At 45.4% G+C, this 17,760-nt stretch carries 18 protein-coding genes and 1 tRNA gene; 6 read left to right on the top strand and 13 right to left on the bottom strand.

Annotated features, from left to right (window positions below):
* The first annotated feature begins 142 nt into the window (after positions 1 to 142).
* The gene (locus tag QUB70_RS05635; RefSeq protein ID WP_332978878.1) at positions 143 to 832 is read left to right on the top strand and encodes a hypothetical protein; all 690 of its coding nucleotides are present in this window, start codon (positions 143 to 145) and stop codon (positions 830 to 832) included.
* Between the two features lie 80 nt (positions 833 to 912).
* Here QUB70_RS05635 and QUB70_RS05630 read toward each other — a convergent pair whose 3' ends face one another.
* The 8 genes from QUB70_RS05630 to QUB70_RS05595 form a co-directional block, all read right to left on the bottom strand.
* Complete coding sequence (locus QUB70_RS05630) at positions 913 to 1,341, bottom strand: hypothetical protein (RefSeq protein WP_332978876.1); 429 nt, start codon at positions 1,339 to 1,341, stop codon at positions 913 to 915.
* A 222-nt stretch (positions 1,342 to 1,563) separates the two neighbouring features.
* Positions 1,564 to 2,961, bottom strand: coding sequence for a zinc ribbon domain-containing protein (locus QUB70_RS05625; RefSeq protein ID WP_332978875.1), 1,398 nt, complete (start codon positions 2,959 to 2,961; stop codon positions 1,564 to 1,566).
* A gap of 218 nt (positions 2,962 to 3,179) precedes the next feature.
* Positions 3,180 to 3,815: an IS607 family transposase gene (locus QUB70_RS05620; protein ID WP_332978874.1), complete on the bottom strand. Its 636-nt coding sequence runs from the start codon at positions 3,813 to 3,815 to the stop codon at positions 3,180 to 3,182.
* Between the two features lie 71 nt (positions 3,816 to 3,886).
* Positions 3,887 to 5,338, bottom strand: coding sequence for a GTP-binding protein (locus tag QUB70_RS05615; protein ID WP_332978873.1), 1,452 nt, complete (start codon positions 5,336 to 5,338; stop codon positions 3,887 to 3,889).
* A gap of 93 nt (positions 5,339 to 5,431) precedes the next feature.
* Positions 5,432 to 5,680 carry a hypothetical protein gene (locus QUB70_RS05610; protein ID WP_332978872.1) on the bottom strand — a complete coding sequence of 83 codons (249 nt, stop codon included), beginning with the start codon at positions 5,678 to 5,680 and terminating at the stop codon, positions 5,432 to 5,434.
* 144 nt (positions 5,681 to 5,824) lie between these two features.
* Positions 5,825 to 7,429 carry a YcjF family protein gene (locus tag QUB70_RS05605; protein WP_332978870.1) on the bottom strand — a complete coding sequence of 535 codons (1,605 nt, stop codon included), beginning with the start codon at positions 7,427 to 7,429 and terminating at the stop codon, positions 5,825 to 5,827.
* Between the two features lie 199 nt (positions 7,430 to 7,628).
* Positions 7,629 to 8,711, bottom strand: a complete 1,083-nt coding sequence (locus QUB70_RS05600) for an ATP-dependent 6-phosphofructokinase (RefSeq protein ID WP_332978868.1) — start codon at positions 8,709 to 8,711, stop codon at positions 7,629 to 7,631.
* A 168-nt stretch (positions 8,712 to 8,879) separates the two neighbouring features.
* Entirely contained in the window at positions 8,880 to 9,122 is a 243-nt protein-coding gene (locus tag QUB70_RS05595; RefSeq protein ID WP_190735043.1) for a hypothetical protein, read from the bottom strand.
* Positions 9,123 to 9,259: 137 nt separating this feature from the next.
* Between QUB70_RS05595 and QUB70_RS05590 the strand changes: the two genes are divergently transcribed.
* Complete coding sequence (locus tag QUB70_RS05590; RefSeq protein WP_332978867.1) at positions 9,260 to 9,766, top strand: hypothetical protein; 507 nt, start codon at positions 9,260 to 9,262, stop codon at positions 9,764 to 9,766.
* Between the two features lie 579 nt (positions 9,767 to 10,345).
* Here QUB70_RS05590 and ygfZ read toward each other — a convergent pair.
* The 3 genes from ygfZ to QUB70_RS05575 all read right to left on the bottom strand — a co-directional run bounded on the left by ygfZ (position 10,346) and on the right by QUB70_RS05575 (position 12,313).
* Positions 10,346 to 11,425 (bottom strand): CAF17-like 4Fe-4S cluster assembly/insertion protein YgfZ, encoded by a 1,080-nt coding sequence (ygfZ, locus tag QUB70_RS05585; protein ID WP_332978865.1) that lies wholly within the window; start codon positions 11,423 to 11,425, stop codon positions 10,346 to 10,348.
* A 239-nt stretch (positions 11,426 to 11,664) separates the two neighbouring features.
* Positions 11,665 to 12,048: a hypothetical protein gene (locus QUB70_RS05580; protein ID WP_332978863.1), complete on the bottom strand. Its 384-nt coding sequence runs from the start codon at positions 12,046 to 12,048 to the stop codon at positions 11,665 to 11,667.
* 193 nt (positions 12,049 to 12,241) lie between these two features.
* Positions 12,242 to 12,313, bottom strand: a tRNA-Val gene (locus QUB70_RS05575).
* 72 nt (positions 12,314 to 12,385) lie between these two features.
* On the opposite strand from QUB70_RS05575, the gene QUB70_RS05570 reads away from it, so the two are divergent.
* Positions 12,386 to 12,976 carry a metal-binding protein gene (locus tag QUB70_RS05570; RefSeq protein ID WP_332978862.1) on the top strand — a complete coding sequence of 197 codons (591 nt, stop codon included), beginning with the start codon at positions 12,386 to 12,388 and terminating at the stop codon, positions 12,974 to 12,976.
* A 6-nt stretch (positions 12,977 to 12,982) separates the two neighbouring features.
* A complete protein-coding gene (gene mazG / locus QUB70_RS05565) occupies positions 12,983 to 13,822 on the top strand; it encodes a nucleoside triphosphate pyrophosphohydrolase (protein WP_332978860.1) in 840 nt (279 codons plus the stop codon).
* Between the two features lie 270 nt (positions 13,823 to 14,092).
* On the opposite strand, the gene QUB70_RS05560 is transcribed toward mazG, so the two are convergent.
* A complete protein-coding gene (locus tag QUB70_RS05560; RefSeq protein WP_190655959.1) occupies positions 14,093 to 14,494 on the bottom strand; it encodes a helix-turn-helix transcriptional regulator in 402 nt (133 codons plus the stop codon).
* 180 nt (positions 14,495 to 14,674) lie between these two features.
* On the opposite strand from QUB70_RS05560, the gene QUB70_RS05555 reads away from it, so the two are divergent.
* On the top strand, positions 14,675 to 15,058 hold the full coding sequence (locus QUB70_RS05555) for a hypothetical protein (RefSeq protein WP_332978858.1): 384 nt from the start codon (positions 14,675 to 14,677) through the stop codon (positions 15,056 to 15,058).
* Positions 15,059 to 15,298: 240 nt separating this feature from the next.
* Here the strand turns inward: QUB70_RS05555 and QUB70_RS05550 are convergent, their stop codons facing one another.
* Positions 15,299 to 15,784, bottom strand: a complete 486-nt coding sequence (locus QUB70_RS05550) for an allophycocyanin subunit alpha-B (protein ID WP_190746013.1) — start codon at positions 15,782 to 15,784, stop codon at positions 15,299 to 15,301.
* Positions 15,785 to 16,253: 469 nt separating this feature from the next.
* Here QUB70_RS05550 and rlmD point away from each other — a divergent pair, with 469 nt between their 5' ends.
* Positions 16,254 to 17,666 (top strand): 23S rRNA (uracil(1939)-C(5))-methyltransferase RlmD, encoded by a 1,413-nt coding sequence (gene rlmD / locus QUB70_RS05545; RefSeq protein ID WP_332978857.1) that lies wholly within the window; start codon positions 16,254 to 16,256, stop codon positions 17,664 to 17,666.
* The last annotated feature ends 94 nt before the right edge of the window (positions 17,667 to 17,760 follow it).

Raw genomic sequence — 17,760 nt, 5'->3', positions numbered from 1 at the left:
TTGTAGATTGTAGATTTTAGATGGATTTCAGTATCTCAAGCTAATCAATTTTAAAAGTCAAATTTGGAACTCCCGATTAATCTAAAATTTCAAGTTGTTTTGTCAATCGGAATCCTCAACTTTCACAAGAGTGAATAATTCCATGCAATCATTAAAACAAGTCGGTTCTATTTTACTGTACGTTCTAGGTGCCATCGGGTATGTGGCGATTGTAGCTACTATTGTAGGCGTTTCAATTGTCATCAAATGGGCAGCTTTGCTACTGGCAGACAAATTATTATATACAATTCTGATTATCGGCGATTTGTTGAGAGGCATCGAAATTATTGAACTGTTAAATATATTGGTATTTGCTTTTATCGGTATGGGAGTGGGTGTGGCGACAAATCTTCTACACCCTAAATACGGTCGCAAAATTAGTGCAGCTTTGTTGATAGTTATAGTTCCCTTAGTTTTCATGATTACGCCAGCTATTCGATATAATTCTTGGCTGGAAAAAGTGGAAGAATCGGATAATTTATCGCCTCAGCAAACTGCAACCTTAACTAACTCATTTTTGAATAGAAAAGTAGGATTGCCTGGTTTTATCGGTTATTACGTATATACTGGTCAGTTTCCGGTTATTCCGACGAAACAATCGGAGATGAAAGACCTCGACAGCTTTGAAAAAAGAGTTAATTCCAGATTTGTACAGTTCACAGGTATTGCTCCGACTATTGTTTCTTGGTCAATGCGGGTTTGTTTTTGGCTGATTAGAATATTTTATTTTTCTATAGCGGTAATTGCGACGATCGCGCATTTTAGAGAAGGTATTAGAATCGCGAGACGGTAATACGATTTTAGATTTTAGATTTTAGATTTTAGAATAGCAGTTCTCAGAAAGATGAGGTACGTAGTTGGGCTTCAGCCCTCTTAGTTTAGCTGAACAATCAGTTGACCAATTTTTCTCAAGACTTGAAGAACCGTATAAAGTTCATTAATTAAGGGAACCGGTGAAAATATTCTTGATAAGTCATATTTAGGTGAATTCTCAAAGTCTAGCTTGACGAATACAATTTCACTGCCATTTGTCATCACAGCAAAACTCGGTCTATCCTTGCGGGGATTGGCTGTCATGTATGCTAGTGTTTGGGGAAGTGCAGACATTACTGAAATGGTGGTGCGCTTCGACTCTAAGAGTGTCACCCAAAACTGATTTTGCATCACTAAAACATCAATCCGTCCCTTGAGAGTTTCTACTTCATCATCCTCGTCATCTAAAACAATTTGTACAGATTTTTCAGCCATCATTTTAAAAGGTGGATCGTAAAAACCCGCTCGTTCCAATAGAGACGAACCCATGATGAGCGTAACGGTTCCTTCTGTAAGGCTTCCATCATTTAAATGATAAAGATATCGCCACCGAATTAAATTGAGAGCGGCTTTATCGACTTCTGTAATTTCGGGTAAATCTTCATGCCATTCTGGGAAAAATCCCTCCGATTCAGTTCGCGTAATATTGAATCGAGATTCAACATCTGCTAAAGTTTGAATGATTTCAGTAATGGGGTGAACTAAATCTACTCAAATCTCAGCAAAAAGCGAGAGCTGAATAAAAGTGTCTAATATTGCTGGTTTCTCTTGTCGTGGTCGCGGTTTTTTGGCGCGTTTTCGAGTCTGGGGAACCCTCCCATCACAAGGCTTAACCGTCCCTTCAACCCCTGAAGGGGAACACTCAGCTTCACAACTTAATGCCTCCGTCTTAAACTTAGAGTGAAGCCACCCCAAATCCAGTGCCATTTGCACGGTTGTTCCAATTGAAGCGAGATATCGAACAGTCCTCCGGATTAACGTTCTGCGGACTTCTGCATATTTCATCCACCGAGTAATCTCAGTATCAGAGCCGCGATGCAGAATGTTCTGTGCAGCATTTATGTCGCTTTGTTCCACAACCCCAGTAAAGCTGGTAAACCGATCCCCTTTCCGCGAACCCAATAACGTTCCGGTCAAAGAATCCAGTTGCGATGTGTACGCCGGATTGACGGTTGACAAAACCGAACCCGTCTTCTTGGAGATGGACTCCAAGGAAGCCTGTAGTTCACCCTTCATCCAAGATGCAAGCTTTCTGTTCAGCGCCTTAGACTCATACTTGTTCTTGATGGGTTGGGTGAGGTCTTCCGCAAAGATGCGAGTCGGTGAAGTGATGACTCGCGCTAAATCTCTGCGAATAAAATTCTGTATGGTGGCTTTTTCTGCCTTAAGTCGTTTGGACTTTACCTGATAACCCAAGTTATTTTTGAGAATGGTCGCAGCCTTTTCTGGATTGTTTTGGGCATGACTACGCAACCGATAACGATTTCGATTGGTGCGGGTGATACGCGCAGTCTTTGCAGTCATGAGTTTCCCTAACCCTGTTGCAATCTCATCCCCATTGGATGTGAAGAATGCTTCGGTATATCCCTTGTCAATGCCGACTTGAGTCGTAATGGACTTCGCTACTTTGGGGATGACACGACGACGGATGGTATGAATTTCAAGGTTGCCCAACTCATTGCGAATGAGTCGGATTTGACCTGCTATCACATGACGACATCGAGCCTTGAGTATGATTCGTTTCCCTTTCTCAATTCCTTGAACGTCAATCTGTAACGTACTTCGAGACAATCTCTTGACCGAGTATCCAGCACCTTGGTAAACAATTTGATTGCGGACAAAAGTATGACCGCGCTGATACTGCTTACGAATGACACGATGCAGCCACGGGTCAGATGTGGGGTTATTGTGCATGAGACCGAATAACCGCTTTTGCTCAGTTTCGTCCTTAGTGCGTTGATAGATAGCCTTGACAATAAATGCTTTTGCCGCGAATTGTTGAGCAATAATCGCCTTCATAGTGTCATTAACTGCCCATTCCCAGAGCTTCCCAGGTAGCTGAATATCTTGAGGATGAAGGATTGTTCTAACTATAGGATCTGCGCTCATCCAAGACACGCCCCATCCCTGTAACGATCCTAGCTTGTTGTAAGTCAAGCTTCTGGGAATACCGCATAGGTGCATGATTCGGTTAACCTGTGTCACGTTCGAGCAAAATACCACAGGGATGACCTGTGTAAAGACTTCTTCTGTGGTACTTTGCTGTTTACGTGCCACGATTAATTACCATAATCTACACTTTAATTATATTGCATAGATTCAGGATGTCAAGTCTCCACATCGAGCATCTTCTCGGCACATTCGTGCAGCGCTTGCATTGCTTTCAGGTTGCGCTTTGAGCGTTTTCCGTACATCCGAGCGGACATTACCGCGATCACAGACAAAACGTCTTCTACAAGCTCCTGCTCTGGTTCTAGGGCAATCGGCTTATTGAGAATGATGACTTCTGCCCCATTGTTTTCGCATAGGGCAAAAATTAGCTCCGAGCCAAAACGAAGAAGCCGATCTTTATCAGTGATGATCAGTCGTTCAACTTCATTGCGTTGAAGTAGATCGATTAACTTCAATAAACCGCGTTTGCGATAATTCAGTCCTGACCCAATATCCTTAATGACATAGGGAGCGTTCCACTCATGTTTTTGACAGTACAGCTCTAAAATCCCAATTTGACGCGCTAAATCTTCTTTTTTGTCAGGAGAGCTAACCCGTCCATAAACAACGGTGTGTCTTAGTTCGGGGTTGTCAACTTTCAACAAGTCTGCGACCTTATACCGTCTGTGGCTTCCTTCAGTCCTTACCGCAACGATTTTCCCTTTCTTTTCCCATCTCCGAAGGGTTTCAACACTTACGCCTCTAAGCATTGCTGCCTCTCCAATGGGCAATAAGTCTTCTAATCTATACATTTAGGCTAAAAATAAGGTATGTATAGATTTAACCAGATATTAGACGATCTGGTCAACCGCTGTTGTTTGTGTCATATTTTAAACTCTTGCTGCAAGCGATCGATAATTGTATTGCGCTCGATGGTGGCGAGAATTTCTTGAATTACCGTATCTTGTCCCAGGGGGCCCCAGGTGCAGCCTTTTTCTAAATAAACTTGGGCGGCGCGGCCGACAGCGTAGGTTCCGTAAGCTGCTAAACTAGCTTGAGTGACTGCGACTCCGGCAAAAGTAGAAAAGCCGATTTGCGGGGCCGCAACGGCCGCACTTTTGCCAAATCCTAACAGAAAACTGCTACCCAATTCTCCCAAAAGTACGCCGCCAGCACTGGAGAAAATAGTCTGCCAAAGTTTCCCGGCTTCGTAACCAGTCATGGGTAAACCGTAAAGTCTGGATAAAGAGCGAATTAAGGCTAAATCTGCGACAGTTGCTCCCATTACATCCAAGAAAGCAACCGGATTTAAACCCACAGCCAAAGCTTTATATTTCGCAAATTGCCAGATTAAATCTTCGGCTTCTGCTTGCCGCAATTTGAGAACTTGACGGGCTATGTTTGCTTCGGCATCTCTAGCTTCAACTAAAGCATTGAGAGCGAGGAGCGATCGACCTTCTCTGTTAAGAATTGTCAAAATTGTGTGTTTTAGTTCGTCTATCTGGGCGGGCGGCGACTCCCATTCGTTAGTTATTCTTCCGTCTGACCATTCCACCCGTATTTGCACCGGCGCGGGTTCGGCGGCTACCATGACTATTTCTAAGGATTTGGCAGTTTTAGCGGGTGATTTTGCAGTAGATTTATGAGATGGGTTGTTTGGGCGATCGGACAAATTTTCGCTATCGGTTGCATCTGTTACCGAATCGGCTGCTAACTGTTCGGAATTTCCCAGCGCTTGCAAACTTTGGTAAATAGCTTTTCGGTCTAATTCTGGATAAAGGTCAATTTTATTAAAAACTAAAATCAGCGGTTTTTGAGCTGTTTGCAATTCGCACAGTGCTTGATATTCAGTGCGAGTGATATCGCCTGCAACGACAAATAGAATTAAGTCAGATTGGCGAGTTACTTGTTTCGCCATTTCGCCGCGCACTTCGCCGCCAACTTCATCAAGTCCGGGAGTATCAATTAATTCTACTTGGATTTTTTCTCTGTCTTCTGCGACGGGAAGATAAGGAATTGTCCACCGCACGGAACGCGGCCACTGAGTCACGCCGTTGAGAGGGCCGGTTTGCAGAATTTTTTGACCTAAAAGCGCGTTTAATACGGCTGATTTGCCGCGGCTGACTAGGCCGAAAGTAGCAATGCGAATGACGTTGTGGTCGAGTTTTTCCGAGGTGGAGGTTAGGATATCTAACTGATTTTGCAGCGCCGCTTCTAATTCTGTATTGTCCGAGTTTTTTTTGCCTTGGCGCAGGTGGGAATACCGCGCCAGGGTTTGGCGCAAACTGGCGCGGGCTAGGGATAAGCGATTTTCTTGAATAGAATTGTCAGCCATTGGCGATCGGCTTTTTTAAGCAGGTATAATTTAGAGTCGAATTATAAATCCTATTTCTTATTTTAATACAATTTTTCATAAATTTATAATTTTTTAGTTGTGAGTTGTCCACAAAATATTGAACGGGCTCTCCGGCCCGTTCCACAATAACAAAAAATTATTGTGGAACAGGCATCTTGCCTGTTCGTTCCACAATAACAAATCTTGGTGGAACAGGCATCTTGCCTGTTCCTTTATTTTACTTAATTGACCAAGGAAAATATTAACTGGTTTCCCGGCTCTGCCGGGGAACAGGCAAGATGCCTGTTCCACAACAAAAAAACTGTCTTGTGGAACAGGCATCTTGCCTGTTCCTTTATTTTACTTAATTGACCAAGGAAAATATTAACTGGTTTCCCGGCTCTGCCGGGGAACAGGCAAGATGCCTGTTCCACAACAAAAAAACTGTCTTGTGGAACAGGCATCTTGCCTGTTCCTTTATTTTACTTAATTGGCTGAATTAACAGCCTCGGACTGAGACATTTGAGGTGAAAGGCGACTCGCCACTTGATTGATGAAACCTTGCAAAAAGGAAACTTGCTGATTTTGCGTAAATACTGCTTGCAAAGTTTTCGTCAGTTCCGTAAGATTGAATATGCCTTTAGCATTTTCCAGTTCTTGACTTTGGAAATATTCAATCAAACTCAGTCCCGCTATTCTGGTAAAATATGCTGCACTAATTCCCTGTACCGCGCCTCCTGCTGCATAGGTGACGGCATTGGTTTTCAGCAGTCCAGTAATAGTTTGGGTAGACAGTTCTACTAATCCCAGTTTGAACATTTGGCTGGCTAAAGTTCCCGCTACTGTTTTAGCTTGGTCTAAGGAAAACTTTTGCTGGTAAATAGCGCCGAGGTCGATGACGAGTTGGGTGCTGATGGCGGTTGTTGCTAGCAAGTCTAAAGCGGGAACCGGGTTAGCAAACACGGCGGCGGCGGCGATGTACTGATATTGTTCGATAATGGGAATTGCCCGATCGCGCCTGACTGCATTTAAGAAGGTTTTTGCCTCTAACTTGATACTTGCAGCTTCGCGCACTGCACTCGCCCAGACCAACTGTTGCCGTTCTTCAGTTAAGATTTTAGTCAATCTTGCTGTCAGCGGTTCGAGTTGAGAGACTTGATTTTCGATCCGTTCTTTAACAGTGCCGTCTGCTTGGTGCTGCCGCACTTTAATAGAATTGGGAGAAGCTGCGATCGCAATTATATCTTCTGTCCCCAATATTCCTTGCATTTTCTGCTGCAAAGAGTGCAAAACCTGCGACTGCTGTTCGGGCAAATATTGATCTAGTTTGTTCCAGACTAGCAGCACGCGCTGACCTGCGGACGCTAGCTGAGATAATGTTTTAAATTCGGAATCTGTGATATCGCCCGCTGTCACAAACAGCACTAAATCACCGCCGATTTTGGCATCGGCATTTGTATTAGCAAACAGCGGTGCAGTTTCTGGAAAACTCAGCTTTTGCGGGTGTTGAGATGCCCAATTAGAATTTAAAACTTGAATTAAGGCAGTTTTGCCGACAGCTTTGCCGCCAGTTACGGTAATCCGCAAATCTTGTCTGTCTAATTCGGTTTTGAGCCGATCGAGCTTTGCCGTTAGATGAGCCGGATTTGCCGAGTTTTGAGATTCCTGAGCTAGCAAATTAATGACTGCGGAGGCAGTGGCGATCGCTTTTTCGGCTGCTTCCCTGTTGGCCAGGGGTTCCGGGAGTGCGAGTTCGAGTTTGGGGGATTGTTGCTTCCACCACCAATAGCCCGCACCAGCGGCCGCCAAGCCGATGAGTGCCGTTTCGCCCATTTCTGAACCCGAATGCTGTAGAGTTTCCAGCAGCCACAGCGCTGCTGAAAGTCCTATTCCGCCTATCAAAATCGGTCGCCGCAAGTTAAGTGTCATTTTTCCCTTCCTGTGGGTATTATTGCCAAGCTTAACCTTACCGGGCTTGGTCTTTTTCCCTATATTCCATCGTACCCCTGCGATATCGAAACTGGCAGGCGGGCTACCCGTGCGGATTACACCCTCAAGTTTTTGGACGAGTGCCAAATCTACTTTCTGCATAAATCACAGGATCGATCGCTCGATCGCAGATGTCAAGTCGATCGACACAAATAAACGCCGATGATTTTTTGATGGGAAAGTGAAAATTATGGGACAAGAAACCGGGTTTTTAACTAAATACTAGCCAAAAACCCTCTATCGCGAAAAAACCCGGTTTCTTGATTTTTGTCAATCTTTGAGAACTAGGACGAATAATTGTCTAATCTCCCAAGCAAATTCCCAAACCGCGGGCCGTTTTAACCAGAGTACCGTTGAAGTCTACGGGTCTGTATTTGGCGATCGCATCTTCGAGTGGAACGCTCACAACTTCCCGCTTTTGCCAAGATACCATGCAGTCGTATTTCTCTTCGGCAATTAAATCAACTGCTGCGATGCCAAAAGCAGAAGCAATTAATCTTTCTAGCGAAGAAGGTGTTCCCCCGCGTTGAGTGTGTCCCAAAACGGTGACGCGGGTTTCTGCACCGCTACACTCAGAAATTGTATCAGCTAAATACTGACCAATTCCGCCTAATCGACTTTGACCTAAGCGATTTGTGTGCATTACTAATTCGCCTGCTTCTGTGCGAACCGCCTCCGCTACTACAATTAAACAGTAGGTTTTTCCCCGTTCTTGGCGTTCTCGGATTTTGGCACAAATTTGGGAAATTTTGTAAGGAATTTCGGGAATCAGAATTATATCAGCTCCCCCAGAAATTCCGGCACTGATCGCAATATGTCCGGCATCGCGTCCCATGACTTCAACAATCATGACGCGGCTGTGACTTGCCGCAGTAAAATGCAAGCGATCTAGTGCTTCAGTGGCAATATTGACAGCAGTATCAAAACCGATAGAACGCTCGGTAACTCCGACATCATTATCAATAGTTTTAGGAATAGCAACTAAATTCAAATTGCCTTGTTTAGCAATCTTCCTGAGAATGGCGAGACTGCCATCGCCACCAATGCCAATTAAGGCATCCAAACCTAGTTTGTGATAGCCTTCGATAATATCATCAGAACGATCGCGCAGAGTTCCATCAGACATCGGGAAAGCAAAAGGGTTGCCCTCATTTGTAGTGCCTAGCATCGTACCGCCAATGGTCAGCCAGGAGTCTACTTTCTCTATATTCAAGGGAATTGCTTCAGGGGGACGACTCATCAATCCTTTTGTGGCTTGACGAATGCCCATCACTTTCCAATTGTAAGTTCCCGTTGCGCGGTAGACAACGGCTCGAATGACAGCGTTTAAGCCTGCACAGTCACCTCCGCTGGTGAGGATACCGATACATTTTTGTTCTCCCATAATTTAATGCCCAACTTTTGTTACTCAGAACATGGTTGATATTTTTAGATCCGATCGTCCAATCCTTCTTTTCGACCTAATTGAGCGGCTCATCCCTGACGCACCCCACAAATTCGATCGCCAACTTTCGTAGCGTCCCAAATCACCGTCTCCAACAAAACATCAATTTTACTTGGGATTGAGGCGTTTTGAAACTTGGTTAATTATACCGCTGAGAATAGCACCGCCCATAAGAATTCCGAGAGCGGGATTAAATACGGGCTGCCACAGACTGTACCACAAATCAAAACCGAGATTCACCCCGGTCGATCGACCCGCTACTGCGATCGCAAACCACGCAAAACTGGCAAAGACGAAAAATACATCAGCTACTAAAATCAAGTTGAGAAAGTTAAGAAATTTATCTTTCATTGTCGAGGGTTCCTTTTGAGTGTATATGTGTCAAGTTTTGCCAAGCGGTTGGTAATCGAGCGGATTGATAGCTGCAACTGGCGATCGAATAAAGATAAAATATCATTCAATTGTTTTCGCGCACAGGCTGTCAAAATATGGTTCGCTATACACTTCCTCAAAGCCCCGAAATTATTTTAACTGTCAAAGGGAAAGATTCAGCCAAAGCCCGCGAAGAAGCGATGGATCGGCTGATGGAACTCATGGATGAGGGCAAGCTGCCTACGGAACTAGTGGAGGGATTTGGGCCCAAGCAGTTTGTTGAAGTTAAGGATATCGAAGATGCTGCGTCTGACGGCGAGGATGCGATTACTGAAGCCGTACAGATTTTGAGCAATTTGGCAAGTCTCAAATTGAAAGTCATGGAATCCCGCGAAGAAGCACTCAAAATCCGGGCCGCGATCGACATTTTGTTTACAGATGAGGCTGTGACGGCCGAGGAAATTGCCAGTCTCAAAGACGGTTTTAAAATTCTGAAAAACTTCGCTCAAGCTAACGTCCGCTATCGGGATGCTAGGGGCAAAGCTGAGGTGGCGCGGGCAATTCTCGACGAAGCTTTGCAATCTGTCGAACCGGAAAACAAGGCGCAGAAATCCGCGAAATAGTAGCAGGTTGGGTTGAAACTCACATTTTGCACCCTTCTCAAGAACAGGCAAGATGCCTGTTACACAAGAAAATTTACTCTTTGTGGAACAGGCATCTTGCCTGTTCATAAAAAACTGATTGAGAATGGTGCAACATCTAAGTTGAAACCTATTTCGGTCATTGCGATCCGAAGGCAAGCAATCGCCGAGGTTTGCGATTGCTTCGTTTCTTTATTCGGACATACAATAACAAGGAAAGTGGGGTGTCCCGCCCGCCCTTTTTGGACGGGCGGGACGCCCATCCCACAATACAAATTAAAATTGTAAGTGATTTAATTTGCGATCCTAAGAAATTCACAAATGATTTAGGATTGCTATAGCTTATGATGTTCAGTACAAGACTCCCTATAAGTTCGTAGTGATGATTTCAATCATCATAAAATTATGAGGAATAAACCTCTTGCAAAAATCCTTTTAATCAAATTCTGGAACGGGCTCTCCGGCCCGTTCCACAAGAAAAAAAAATGTGGGATGGGCCGGAGAGTCCGTCCTAGTTATTTTTGCAAGAAATCTAATAAAGTCATCACTACAAACCAAAACTTAGCAACTTAAAAAAGGCAAGTTTACTACTTCCCCGGAAATTTCTCCTACCTGCACTTTCAGTCCTTCGCCACCCGCTTTTGTGCGGATGTAAGCAAGGCCAAAGAATCCAGATTCAGTTTCCGTAAAACTGGTGAGTTTGCCGACTTTTTCCTCTCCGATAGTGACCGCAGTTCCGGGTTCAACCGCACCGCTCAACTGCACGCCCCAAAGTTGCTGTTTTACTCCTTGATAGGTGTTCAACCGGGCAATTGTTTCTTGACCGATGTAGCAGCCTTTGTCGTAGGTAATTGTATGTAAAAGACGGGCTTCTAGGGGATTGTAATCGTCTGTTAGTTCAAAATCTGGGGCGGGGCGTCCTTGTTCAATTCGCAATTGTTCCCAAACTCGATCGCCCATCGGGACAGCCCCTGCTTTGACTAATTCATTCCACACATTAGCTGCATCGCTTGCTTGTGCAATTAACGTGTATCCGGGAGTTGCTAAACCGCTACCAACCGCAACTCGAACCCCCCCTTCATCCCCCCCTTGGTAAAGGGGGGAAAGAGAGGGGGGTTTTATCAATTTGTGAGTAGCGTAAGGTTGATTTTCCAGTTCGGTAACTCCGATTTTTTCTAGTAGTTGAGTGCTTTCCGGGCCGAGGAGACTGAAAGCAACAGTTGTATCGGTTAAATCTGTTAACTCGACGCGATCCATTGGGAAAATATAGCGATCGAGCAATTCCAGCAATTGTCGGCGGCGGTTGGGCGAAACTAACAGCAGTACGGCATCTTCTGTAGCGTAAGCGGTGGCGAGATCGATCGTCCGGGCGGTGGATGTGACGAAAACGGTATCGCAACCTTGACCGGGTTTGAGTATATTGAAGTTATTGGTACTTTGATTGTGCAAGAACCGCAGGCGATCGCTGTCTGAGATTTGAATGCGTCCCCAGTGAGTGCGATCGTACAAAGCCGCACCTTTTTTAGTTGCTGCGATCGCTTCTGCGTCGTTACCAAAACTGACTGGCACAATTTCTTTGGTTGTTAACTCTACAAAAGTAGCACCAGCGGCTGCTTGAATGTCGTGCAATTCTTGAATCATAAGATTTTGTTGACTGTGAACTGATGACTGTGAACTGATGACTGTTGACTGTTAACTAACTGATGACTGTTGACTGTTAACTGTTGGCTGTTGGCTGGAAAGCTCACCACTGACAACTGTCAACTGTCAACTAACAACTGACAACTGTCAACTGTCAACTGTCATCAGTTCACAGTCAACTGTCAACTAACAACTGACAACTGTCAACTGACAACTGACAACTGACAACTGACAACTGACTATTTGCCCAAATCCGCGAATATTTCTTGTATTAATTTGCTGGCTTTAGCATCAAGACGATTCCAATCTACATCACCAGTGTCATCCTCAATCAAGCTAGTATCAATTACGACTTCCTGACTTTGCAGTTGAGTGTGGGCGGGCTGGTAGTTGACAAAGCAGACTCGATAGCAAAGTTCCCAAATATCGACGCATCTTTGCTCGCCTTGATGCTCTAAAATTAGTTGATAACCGGGAATCGGAATCTGCACTTCTTGATAAGTGCCCGTCCAGACAGACTCCTCTAATTGTTTGCGGATGTTGTCGATCACTCGGATCATCGCTGGCTGCATGAGCAGTTCAGCTTGCTGCCACGCGATCGGGCTGGTTATTTTAGGCTTCATATATCAGGATTCTAAAAAAGAAAATCAATCAATTAATTTTCCAGCATTGGGTGCCTACTTGTGGGATATCCGCCGCAAAATGTTAAATTTAGTCGTCGCCCAATTCAAAAGTCAACCGTCAACAGCAACAGTTAAAGCCGTTCTCGGCTTGAAGGCTAAAAACGGCTGAAACTGTTGATATTGAGTTATCGGATGGGTAATGTAGGATTTGAACCTACGGCATCCTGCGTGTAAAGCAGGCGCTCTACCACTGAGCTAATCACCCAATTGCACTCACAGGGATTTATCATATCACAGTAACTCAGAAAGATCAAGTAAAAAAAATCCTAAACTTTAAATGCCCTCTGGCCGCACCCACGATCGAATAACCCTGTGGAGTTTGCCCGCTGTGGCCGCCCTCACCTTTGGCCAGACGAGCAGCAGCAACCTGACTTTGCTCGTTTCCGGCAGTTTCTTATTCGGCGGGCTGATGTTTGGCCCCGACTTGGATATCTACTCCTGCCAGTATCAGCGCTGGGGATGGTTCAAACTGATTTGGCTCCCATACCAAAAAAACCTGCGCCACCGCTCTTTGCTTTCCCACGGCCCTCTAATTGGCACTGCTTTGCGAATCTTGTACCTGACTACCTGGATCGCGGTTTTTGGGATACTGGGATTGGTAATTGCCGAAAAAATTGGCCCCCCTGGGTGGACTTGGGAGGATGTGGTTTTAGGTTGTTGGCGCTCGCTCTGTAAACACCCCCTCGAATTTTTAGCTGTGTACGTCGGCTTAGAATTCGGCGCTATGAGCCACTATCTGAGCGATTGGGGCGGCTCGGCTTACAAAAAATTCAAAAAGAAAGGATTGAGCGGGTTGCGGCCTCCTGGCACAATTAAGAGGCGCAAACGCCAACCTCCCCGCCGCACTTCCAGCAAATCTAAAAGGTAAATTATTATGTCTAATTCTGAAAGTCGATCGCTCACAGCACTCGAAGAACTGATAGAAGTTGTGGCCTCATTGCGATCGCCAGACGGCGGATGTCCTTGGGATTTAGCCCAAACTCCCCAAACTCTAATTCCCCACATCATCGAAGAAGCTTATGAAACCGCCGACGCGATTCGCAAAGGAGATAAAGATGCGATCGTCGAAGAATTGGGCGACTTACTGTTACAGGTAATTCTGCAAGCTCAAATTGCCAGCGAATCCAATCAGTTTACCTTCGCCGAAATAGCTGCGGGCATTACAGAAAAACTAATTCGGCGACATCCCCACGTCTTCGGCGATGTCGAACTCAACAGCGTCGATGAAGTCAACGAAAACTGGGAAAAAATCAAAGCAGCAGAAAAAGGCACAACTTCGGAAAAGCCGGCAACTTTAGCCTCGAAAATGAGCCGTTATGCCAGCACTTTGCCGCCGATTACCGCCGGGATAAAAATCTCTCAAAAAGCTGCGGAAGTGAGTTTTGATTGGGACAGTGTAGAGGGTGTTTGGGATAAATTTCACGAAGAATTGGCAGAATTTGAACACGCTCTCAAACACGAAGATCGGGCAGCGCAGGAGTCGGAACTGGGAGATATTATGTTTGTGTTGATTCAATTAGCTCGCTGGTACGATTTAGATCCGTCGGCTGCTTTGCAGGGAACAAACGATCGCTTCGTGCAGCGGTTTGCGAAGGTAGAGGCTGCGTGCGATCGACCTTTATCAGATTATGCCCCAGAAGAGCTAGAATCTCTGTGGCAGCAAGCTAAAGCTTTAATAGCTAAACAAAAGAGCGATCGTTCAGTTGACAGTTGACAGTTGACAGTTGACAGTTGACAGTTGATAGTTGATAGTTGATAGCTACCTCTACCTGGAAGGAAGAGGATTGGAGTAATGAATAGTCTTCTTTTAATTTCTCCCGATCAGGCTTGGGGCTTTAAAGCAATTCTTTCTGGTAATCAATCACCGCAGATAAACACAGATAAAATGACATCAGCGTTCATCTGTGTTCATCCGCTAATATCTGCGGTTCAAAACTCCCAATCTCAAGAATTTGGTTGCATCACTTCAGATGTCAGCGTTCAACTAATCGTAAAGCTTCGCGTCATTGTACGGCGGATGTTCGCAGGCGATATAAAGCGCATTTGTCGGTTCCAGGGCTTCCCCAGTCACCGGATCGATCGGCTTGAGGACAAAGCATAACAGAGAGAGCGATCGCCAATCCAAATTATCTAGCTTCCCACGTTCGTAACGGTTGACTGTTGCGGCACTGATACCCACATCTTTGGGTACGGGTTGATTTGTAGCTGTGAACAGCGCCTCTTCATATCCCTTTGTTTTGAACTCTGTTTCGCTGACAGACCAGCCTGTTGTCTGTCTTGCTGCTTTTAAAATCTTCCCCAAACGCATCCGCCCCGTTTCCGTGAAGCGAACGGGACGCAATTCCTGCTCTTTGTCTACCACAGCTTTGTTAGAGAGTCCTGACATTTTTCCCACCTACGTTAACTCTCAAACTAGCACAGCATCAATGATTGAGGGTTCACGAGCAACATCTGAGCTTAAGAAGTTTAAATTAATCTTTATTGCACAAGTGCAATAAGAATTTGATATAGTAATATGTAATTGACTCTAAACAGAACTTGCCTCTCAAGCCCTGAGTATACAGCCATGACAGCACTGTTTCGCCGCATCCAACCCTCGAAAAAGCTCCGCATCACCGTCAGGTCGATCGCCCAACTGCTCAAAATCAGCCAAAACCTGATTAAGCGAGTCGAATCTTGGGCTTTCGTGGTTTTCGTCCACCATCGGGATAGAGGCGGCCTGTTTGTCAGCTACCGCAAGTTGGAAGAATGGCAAAATGCGATCGCCCATCATATCCAAACCTGCCCCACCCTTGGAGAACTCTCGCAGCTCAAAACATCCATTCACTACGACAGCCGGAAATTCAAAAAACAATATCTCCCAAAAACCCTTGACTTTTTCCTTCAAATGTGCATTGAAAGACAAGACATTCTCGAAATCTGGGAAAGCTCAAACTGCATTGCTTCCTAGCAGAAATCAAGCAGATTTCCTAACACTAGCAACCGCGCCCGACAGTGAGGACGCTGTTAATTGCTAAAACCCTTGCCTTTGATTCTGTCAACTGTCAACTGTCAACTGTCAACTGTCAACTGTCAACTGTCAACTGTCAAAAACAGAAGCGAAACATTTGCGAGCAATTGCGAGATAAAATCACCCCAAAAATCACCCGCGAATGCTCCGCCACATCCCTCAAAGCAATCACCAAAGCAATTAAGACATTGCCTGAGCGATATAATCAAAATAAGGAGCTGCTTCCTTAGCATCATCCTGATTGAGCAAAGCCAAAGAAGCTTCCTTCAAACAGCGGATAGCTTCGACCATGCCAGGAACAGGAACGCCCAGAGAATTATACATTTCCCGAACGCCAATCAAACCGATGCTTTCGATCGGCTCCTTGTCACCCGCCAAGATACCGTAGGTAATCAGGCGCAAGTACCAGCCGTAGTCGCGCAGACACAAAGCCCGTTCGCGCTGGCCGTAAGCATTGCCCCCAGGAGAGATAAAATCAGGTCGTTTTTTCCAGAGTTTTTTGCTAGCTTCTTCAACAATTTTTTTCTCACTGTCAGACAGCGCAGTAGCAATACGCACCCGCTGTTCTCCGGTTTTAAAAAAATCTTTGATGCTTTGAAGTTCGCCGGTACTGGGATAGCGAAGTTCGTCGTCGGCTTGGAGAATTAATTGGCTAACTACGCTCATTGTTATTCAAATTTGAGGATAACATTAATAAACATTCCCATCTGTTGGCGACGGGATTCTTGGTTCGCAGACTCGCCTTGCTCCTAACATTTATCAATCCTAGAAGTAGAGGGTAAATCTCCCCAAGCGTTATGCTTGATGTTCAAGCCAGTTTCCTTGTGTTCCAAGGTACTGCGCTAAAAACTCAAAAACTGCGAGTGAGAGTTTGGATGTCGGCAGACACTTTGACTGTTTAACGAGTTTTTGCTACATCGCCCCAACAGCCGATCGCACCGACGGGATCGAGGCAACTTGCGGCCGGCTTGACTCCCGGGTTGAAGCTTGGCTTTAGCAGCAAGACGTTCAGCAGCAGGAAGACCGCCTGCAATTGAGCTTGAGTGCGATGGCTTACGCCCCGCTTCGCTACGACTTATCTCAGGAAAGAGAGAGCGATATTGCATTACCATAATAAATCCTACCACGACTACTTGTGACCAAATCTAAATTCCCCACCCCAAACTCGACGAAATTGGCAAACCCTTGCCAGCAAGGTCAACTGATTGAGATAGAGATTACCGACTTGAGTGACACCGGCGACGGAGTTGGTCGTTTTGGTGAGTTAGTAGTGTTTGTGCCCGATACCGTGACGGGCGATCGAGTCCTTGTCCGCCTCGTGCAAGTCAAATCCACCTATGCTACAGGCAAGCTGGACACACTTCTGGAAACCTCCGAACACCGCATTCGAGCTAACTGCATTGTCGCCGACAAGTGTGGTGGCTGTCAGTGGCAGCACGTAGATTATCAATATCAGCTTGCAGCCAAGCAAAATCAAATCATTCAAGCCTTAGAAAGGATTGGCGGATTTAGCAATCCGCAAGTTGATGAAATTTTAACGGGAAAAATCGAGGGATTTTCCCAATTTTTGGGATACCGCAACAAAGCGACTTATCCCGTGGCAATATCTGCGACAGGTCAAGTCCAAGCAGGTTACTATCAAAAAAGCACCCACAAATTAGTCAATCTCAATCAGTGTCCGGTGCAAGATCCGCGCCTCAATCCTTTGTTAAAAGAAGTCAAAGAAGACATCCACTGGCGGGATTGGCAAGTCTATGACGAAAAGAAACATACAGGAGAATTGCGTCACTTGTCATTGCGGATCGGACGGCGCACTGGCGAGATGCTGCTAACTTTAATAGTTCGCACTGGAGACTTGCCGGGAATCGAAGAGCAAGCATCAGAGTGGCTGAAACAATATCCTCAACTGGCAGGTGTTTGTTTGAATATAAATCCCGCTCAAACTAATGTGATTTTTGGTGCAGAAACTCGCTGCATAGCTGGTCGTTCTTATCTGCGAGAAAGCTTTGCTGGTTTGAAATTTCAGCTAAGAGCCGATACTTTTTTCCAGGTAAATACAGAGGCTGCTGAAGCTTTGTTAGAGGCGATCGTAGGGGAATTGAATTTGCAGGGAAATGAGGTTTTGGTTGACGCTTACTGCGGAATTGGTACTTTTACTTTACCCCTGGCAAAACAAGTAAAAATAGCCATAGGTTTAGAAGTGCAACCGGCGGCGATCGAACAAGCGAAATTAAATGCTGAGTTAAATGACGTGAGAAATGTCGATTTTCAGGTGGGAACTGTAGAGAGTTTGCTGCCTTCCTTGGGATTGACACCGGATATTGTGCTGTTAGATCCGCCGAGGAAAGGGTGCGATCGCGCGGTGTTGGAAGCGATCGAGGAAATGAAACCAAATCGCATTGTTTATGTTAGCTGCAAGCCGGCTACTTTGGCTCGCGACCTGAAGATTTTGTGCGAAAATGGGGATTATAAGTTAGCGCGAGTGCAGCCGGCGGATTTCTTTCCTCAGACTTCTCATGTTGAGTGTGTGGCTTTTTTGGTCAGGTGAATGAAAGGGCGATCGGTTTTTGGGAACGATCGAATCCGGTTGTATCGGTAGCTTTAGGTGGGGCGGGGCGGGTTTATTATATTGTAGATTTTCG

Source organism: Microcoleus sp. A003_D6, from assembly GCF_036702825.1.
In the GTDB taxonomy this organism is placed as follows: Bacteria; Cyanobacteriota; Cyanobacteriia; order Cyanobacteriales; family Microcoleaceae; genus Microcoleus.
The sequence above is the reverse complement of the archived record's forward strand: the minus strand, read 5'-3'. Positions and strand labels throughout refer to the sequence as shown.

Bases quoted from the DNA above. Each gene is read 5' to 3' on its own strand.
- QUB70_RS05630 (WP_332978876.1), bottom strand. From the start codon at position 1,341: ATGGGTTCGTCTCTATTGGAACGAGCGGGTTTTTACGATCCACCTTTT.
- QUB70_RS05570 (WP_332978862.1), top strand. From the start codon at position 12,386: ATGCCCTCTGGCCGCACCCACGATCGAATAACCCTGTGGAGTTTGCCC.
- QUB70_RS05605 (WP_332978870.1), bottom strand. From the start codon at position 7,429: ATGCAGAAAGTAGATTTGGCACTCGTCCAAAAACTTGAGGGTGTAATC.
- QUB70_RS05620 (WP_332978874.1), bottom strand. From the start codon at position 3,815: ATGTATAGATTAGAAGACTTATTGCCCATTGGAGAGGCAGCAATGCTT.
- QUB70_RS05600 (WP_332978868.1), bottom strand. From the start codon at position 8,711: ATGGGAGAACAAAAATGTATCGGTATCCTCACCAGCGGAGGTGACTGT.
- mazG (WP_332978860.1), top strand. From the start codon at position 12,983: ATGTCTAATTCTGAAAGTCGATCGCTCACAGCACTCGAAGAACTGATA.
- QUB70_RS05615 (WP_332978873.1), bottom strand. From the start codon at position 5,338: ATGGCTGACAATTCTATTCAAGAAAATCGCTTATCCCTAGCCCGCGCC.
- QUB70_RS05550 (WP_190746013.1), bottom strand. From the start codon at position 15,784: ATGAGCGTAGTTAGCCAATTAATTCTCCAAGCCGACGACGAACTTCGC.
- QUB70_RS05590 (WP_332978867.1), top strand. From the start codon at position 9,260: ATGGTTCGCTATACACTTCCTCAAAGCCCCGAAATTATTTTAACTGTC.
- QUB70_RS05580 (WP_332978863.1), bottom strand. From the start codon at position 12,048: ATGAAGCCTAAAATAACCAGCCCGATCGCGTGGCAGCAAGCTGAACTG.
- QUB70_RS05635 (WP_332978878.1), top strand. From the start codon at position 143: ATGCAATCATTAAAACAAGTCGGTTCTATTTTACTGTACGTTCTAGGT.
- QUB70_RS05595 (WP_190735043.1), bottom strand. From the start codon at position 9,122: ATGAAAGATAAATTTCTTAACTTTCTCAACTTGATTTTAGTAGCTGAT.
- QUB70_RS05555 (WP_332978858.1), top strand. From the start codon at position 14,675: ATGACAGCACTGTTTCGCCGCATCCAACCCTCGAAAAAGCTCCGCATC.
- ygfZ (WP_332978865.1), bottom strand. From the start codon at position 11,425: ATGATTCAAGAATTGCACGACATTCAAGCAGCCGCTGGTGCTACTTTT.
- QUB70_RS05610 (WP_332978872.1), bottom strand. From the start codon at position 5,680: ATGCCTGTTCCACAAGACAGTTTTTTTGTTGTGGAACAGGCATCTTGC.
- QUB70_RS05625 (WP_332978875.1), bottom strand. From the start codon at position 2,961: ATGAGCGCAGATCCTATAGTTAGAACAATCCTTCATCCTCAAGATATT.
- QUB70_RS05560 (WP_190655959.1), bottom strand. From the start codon at position 14,494: ATGTCAGGACTCTCTAACAAAGCTGTGGTAGACAAAGAGCAGGAATTG.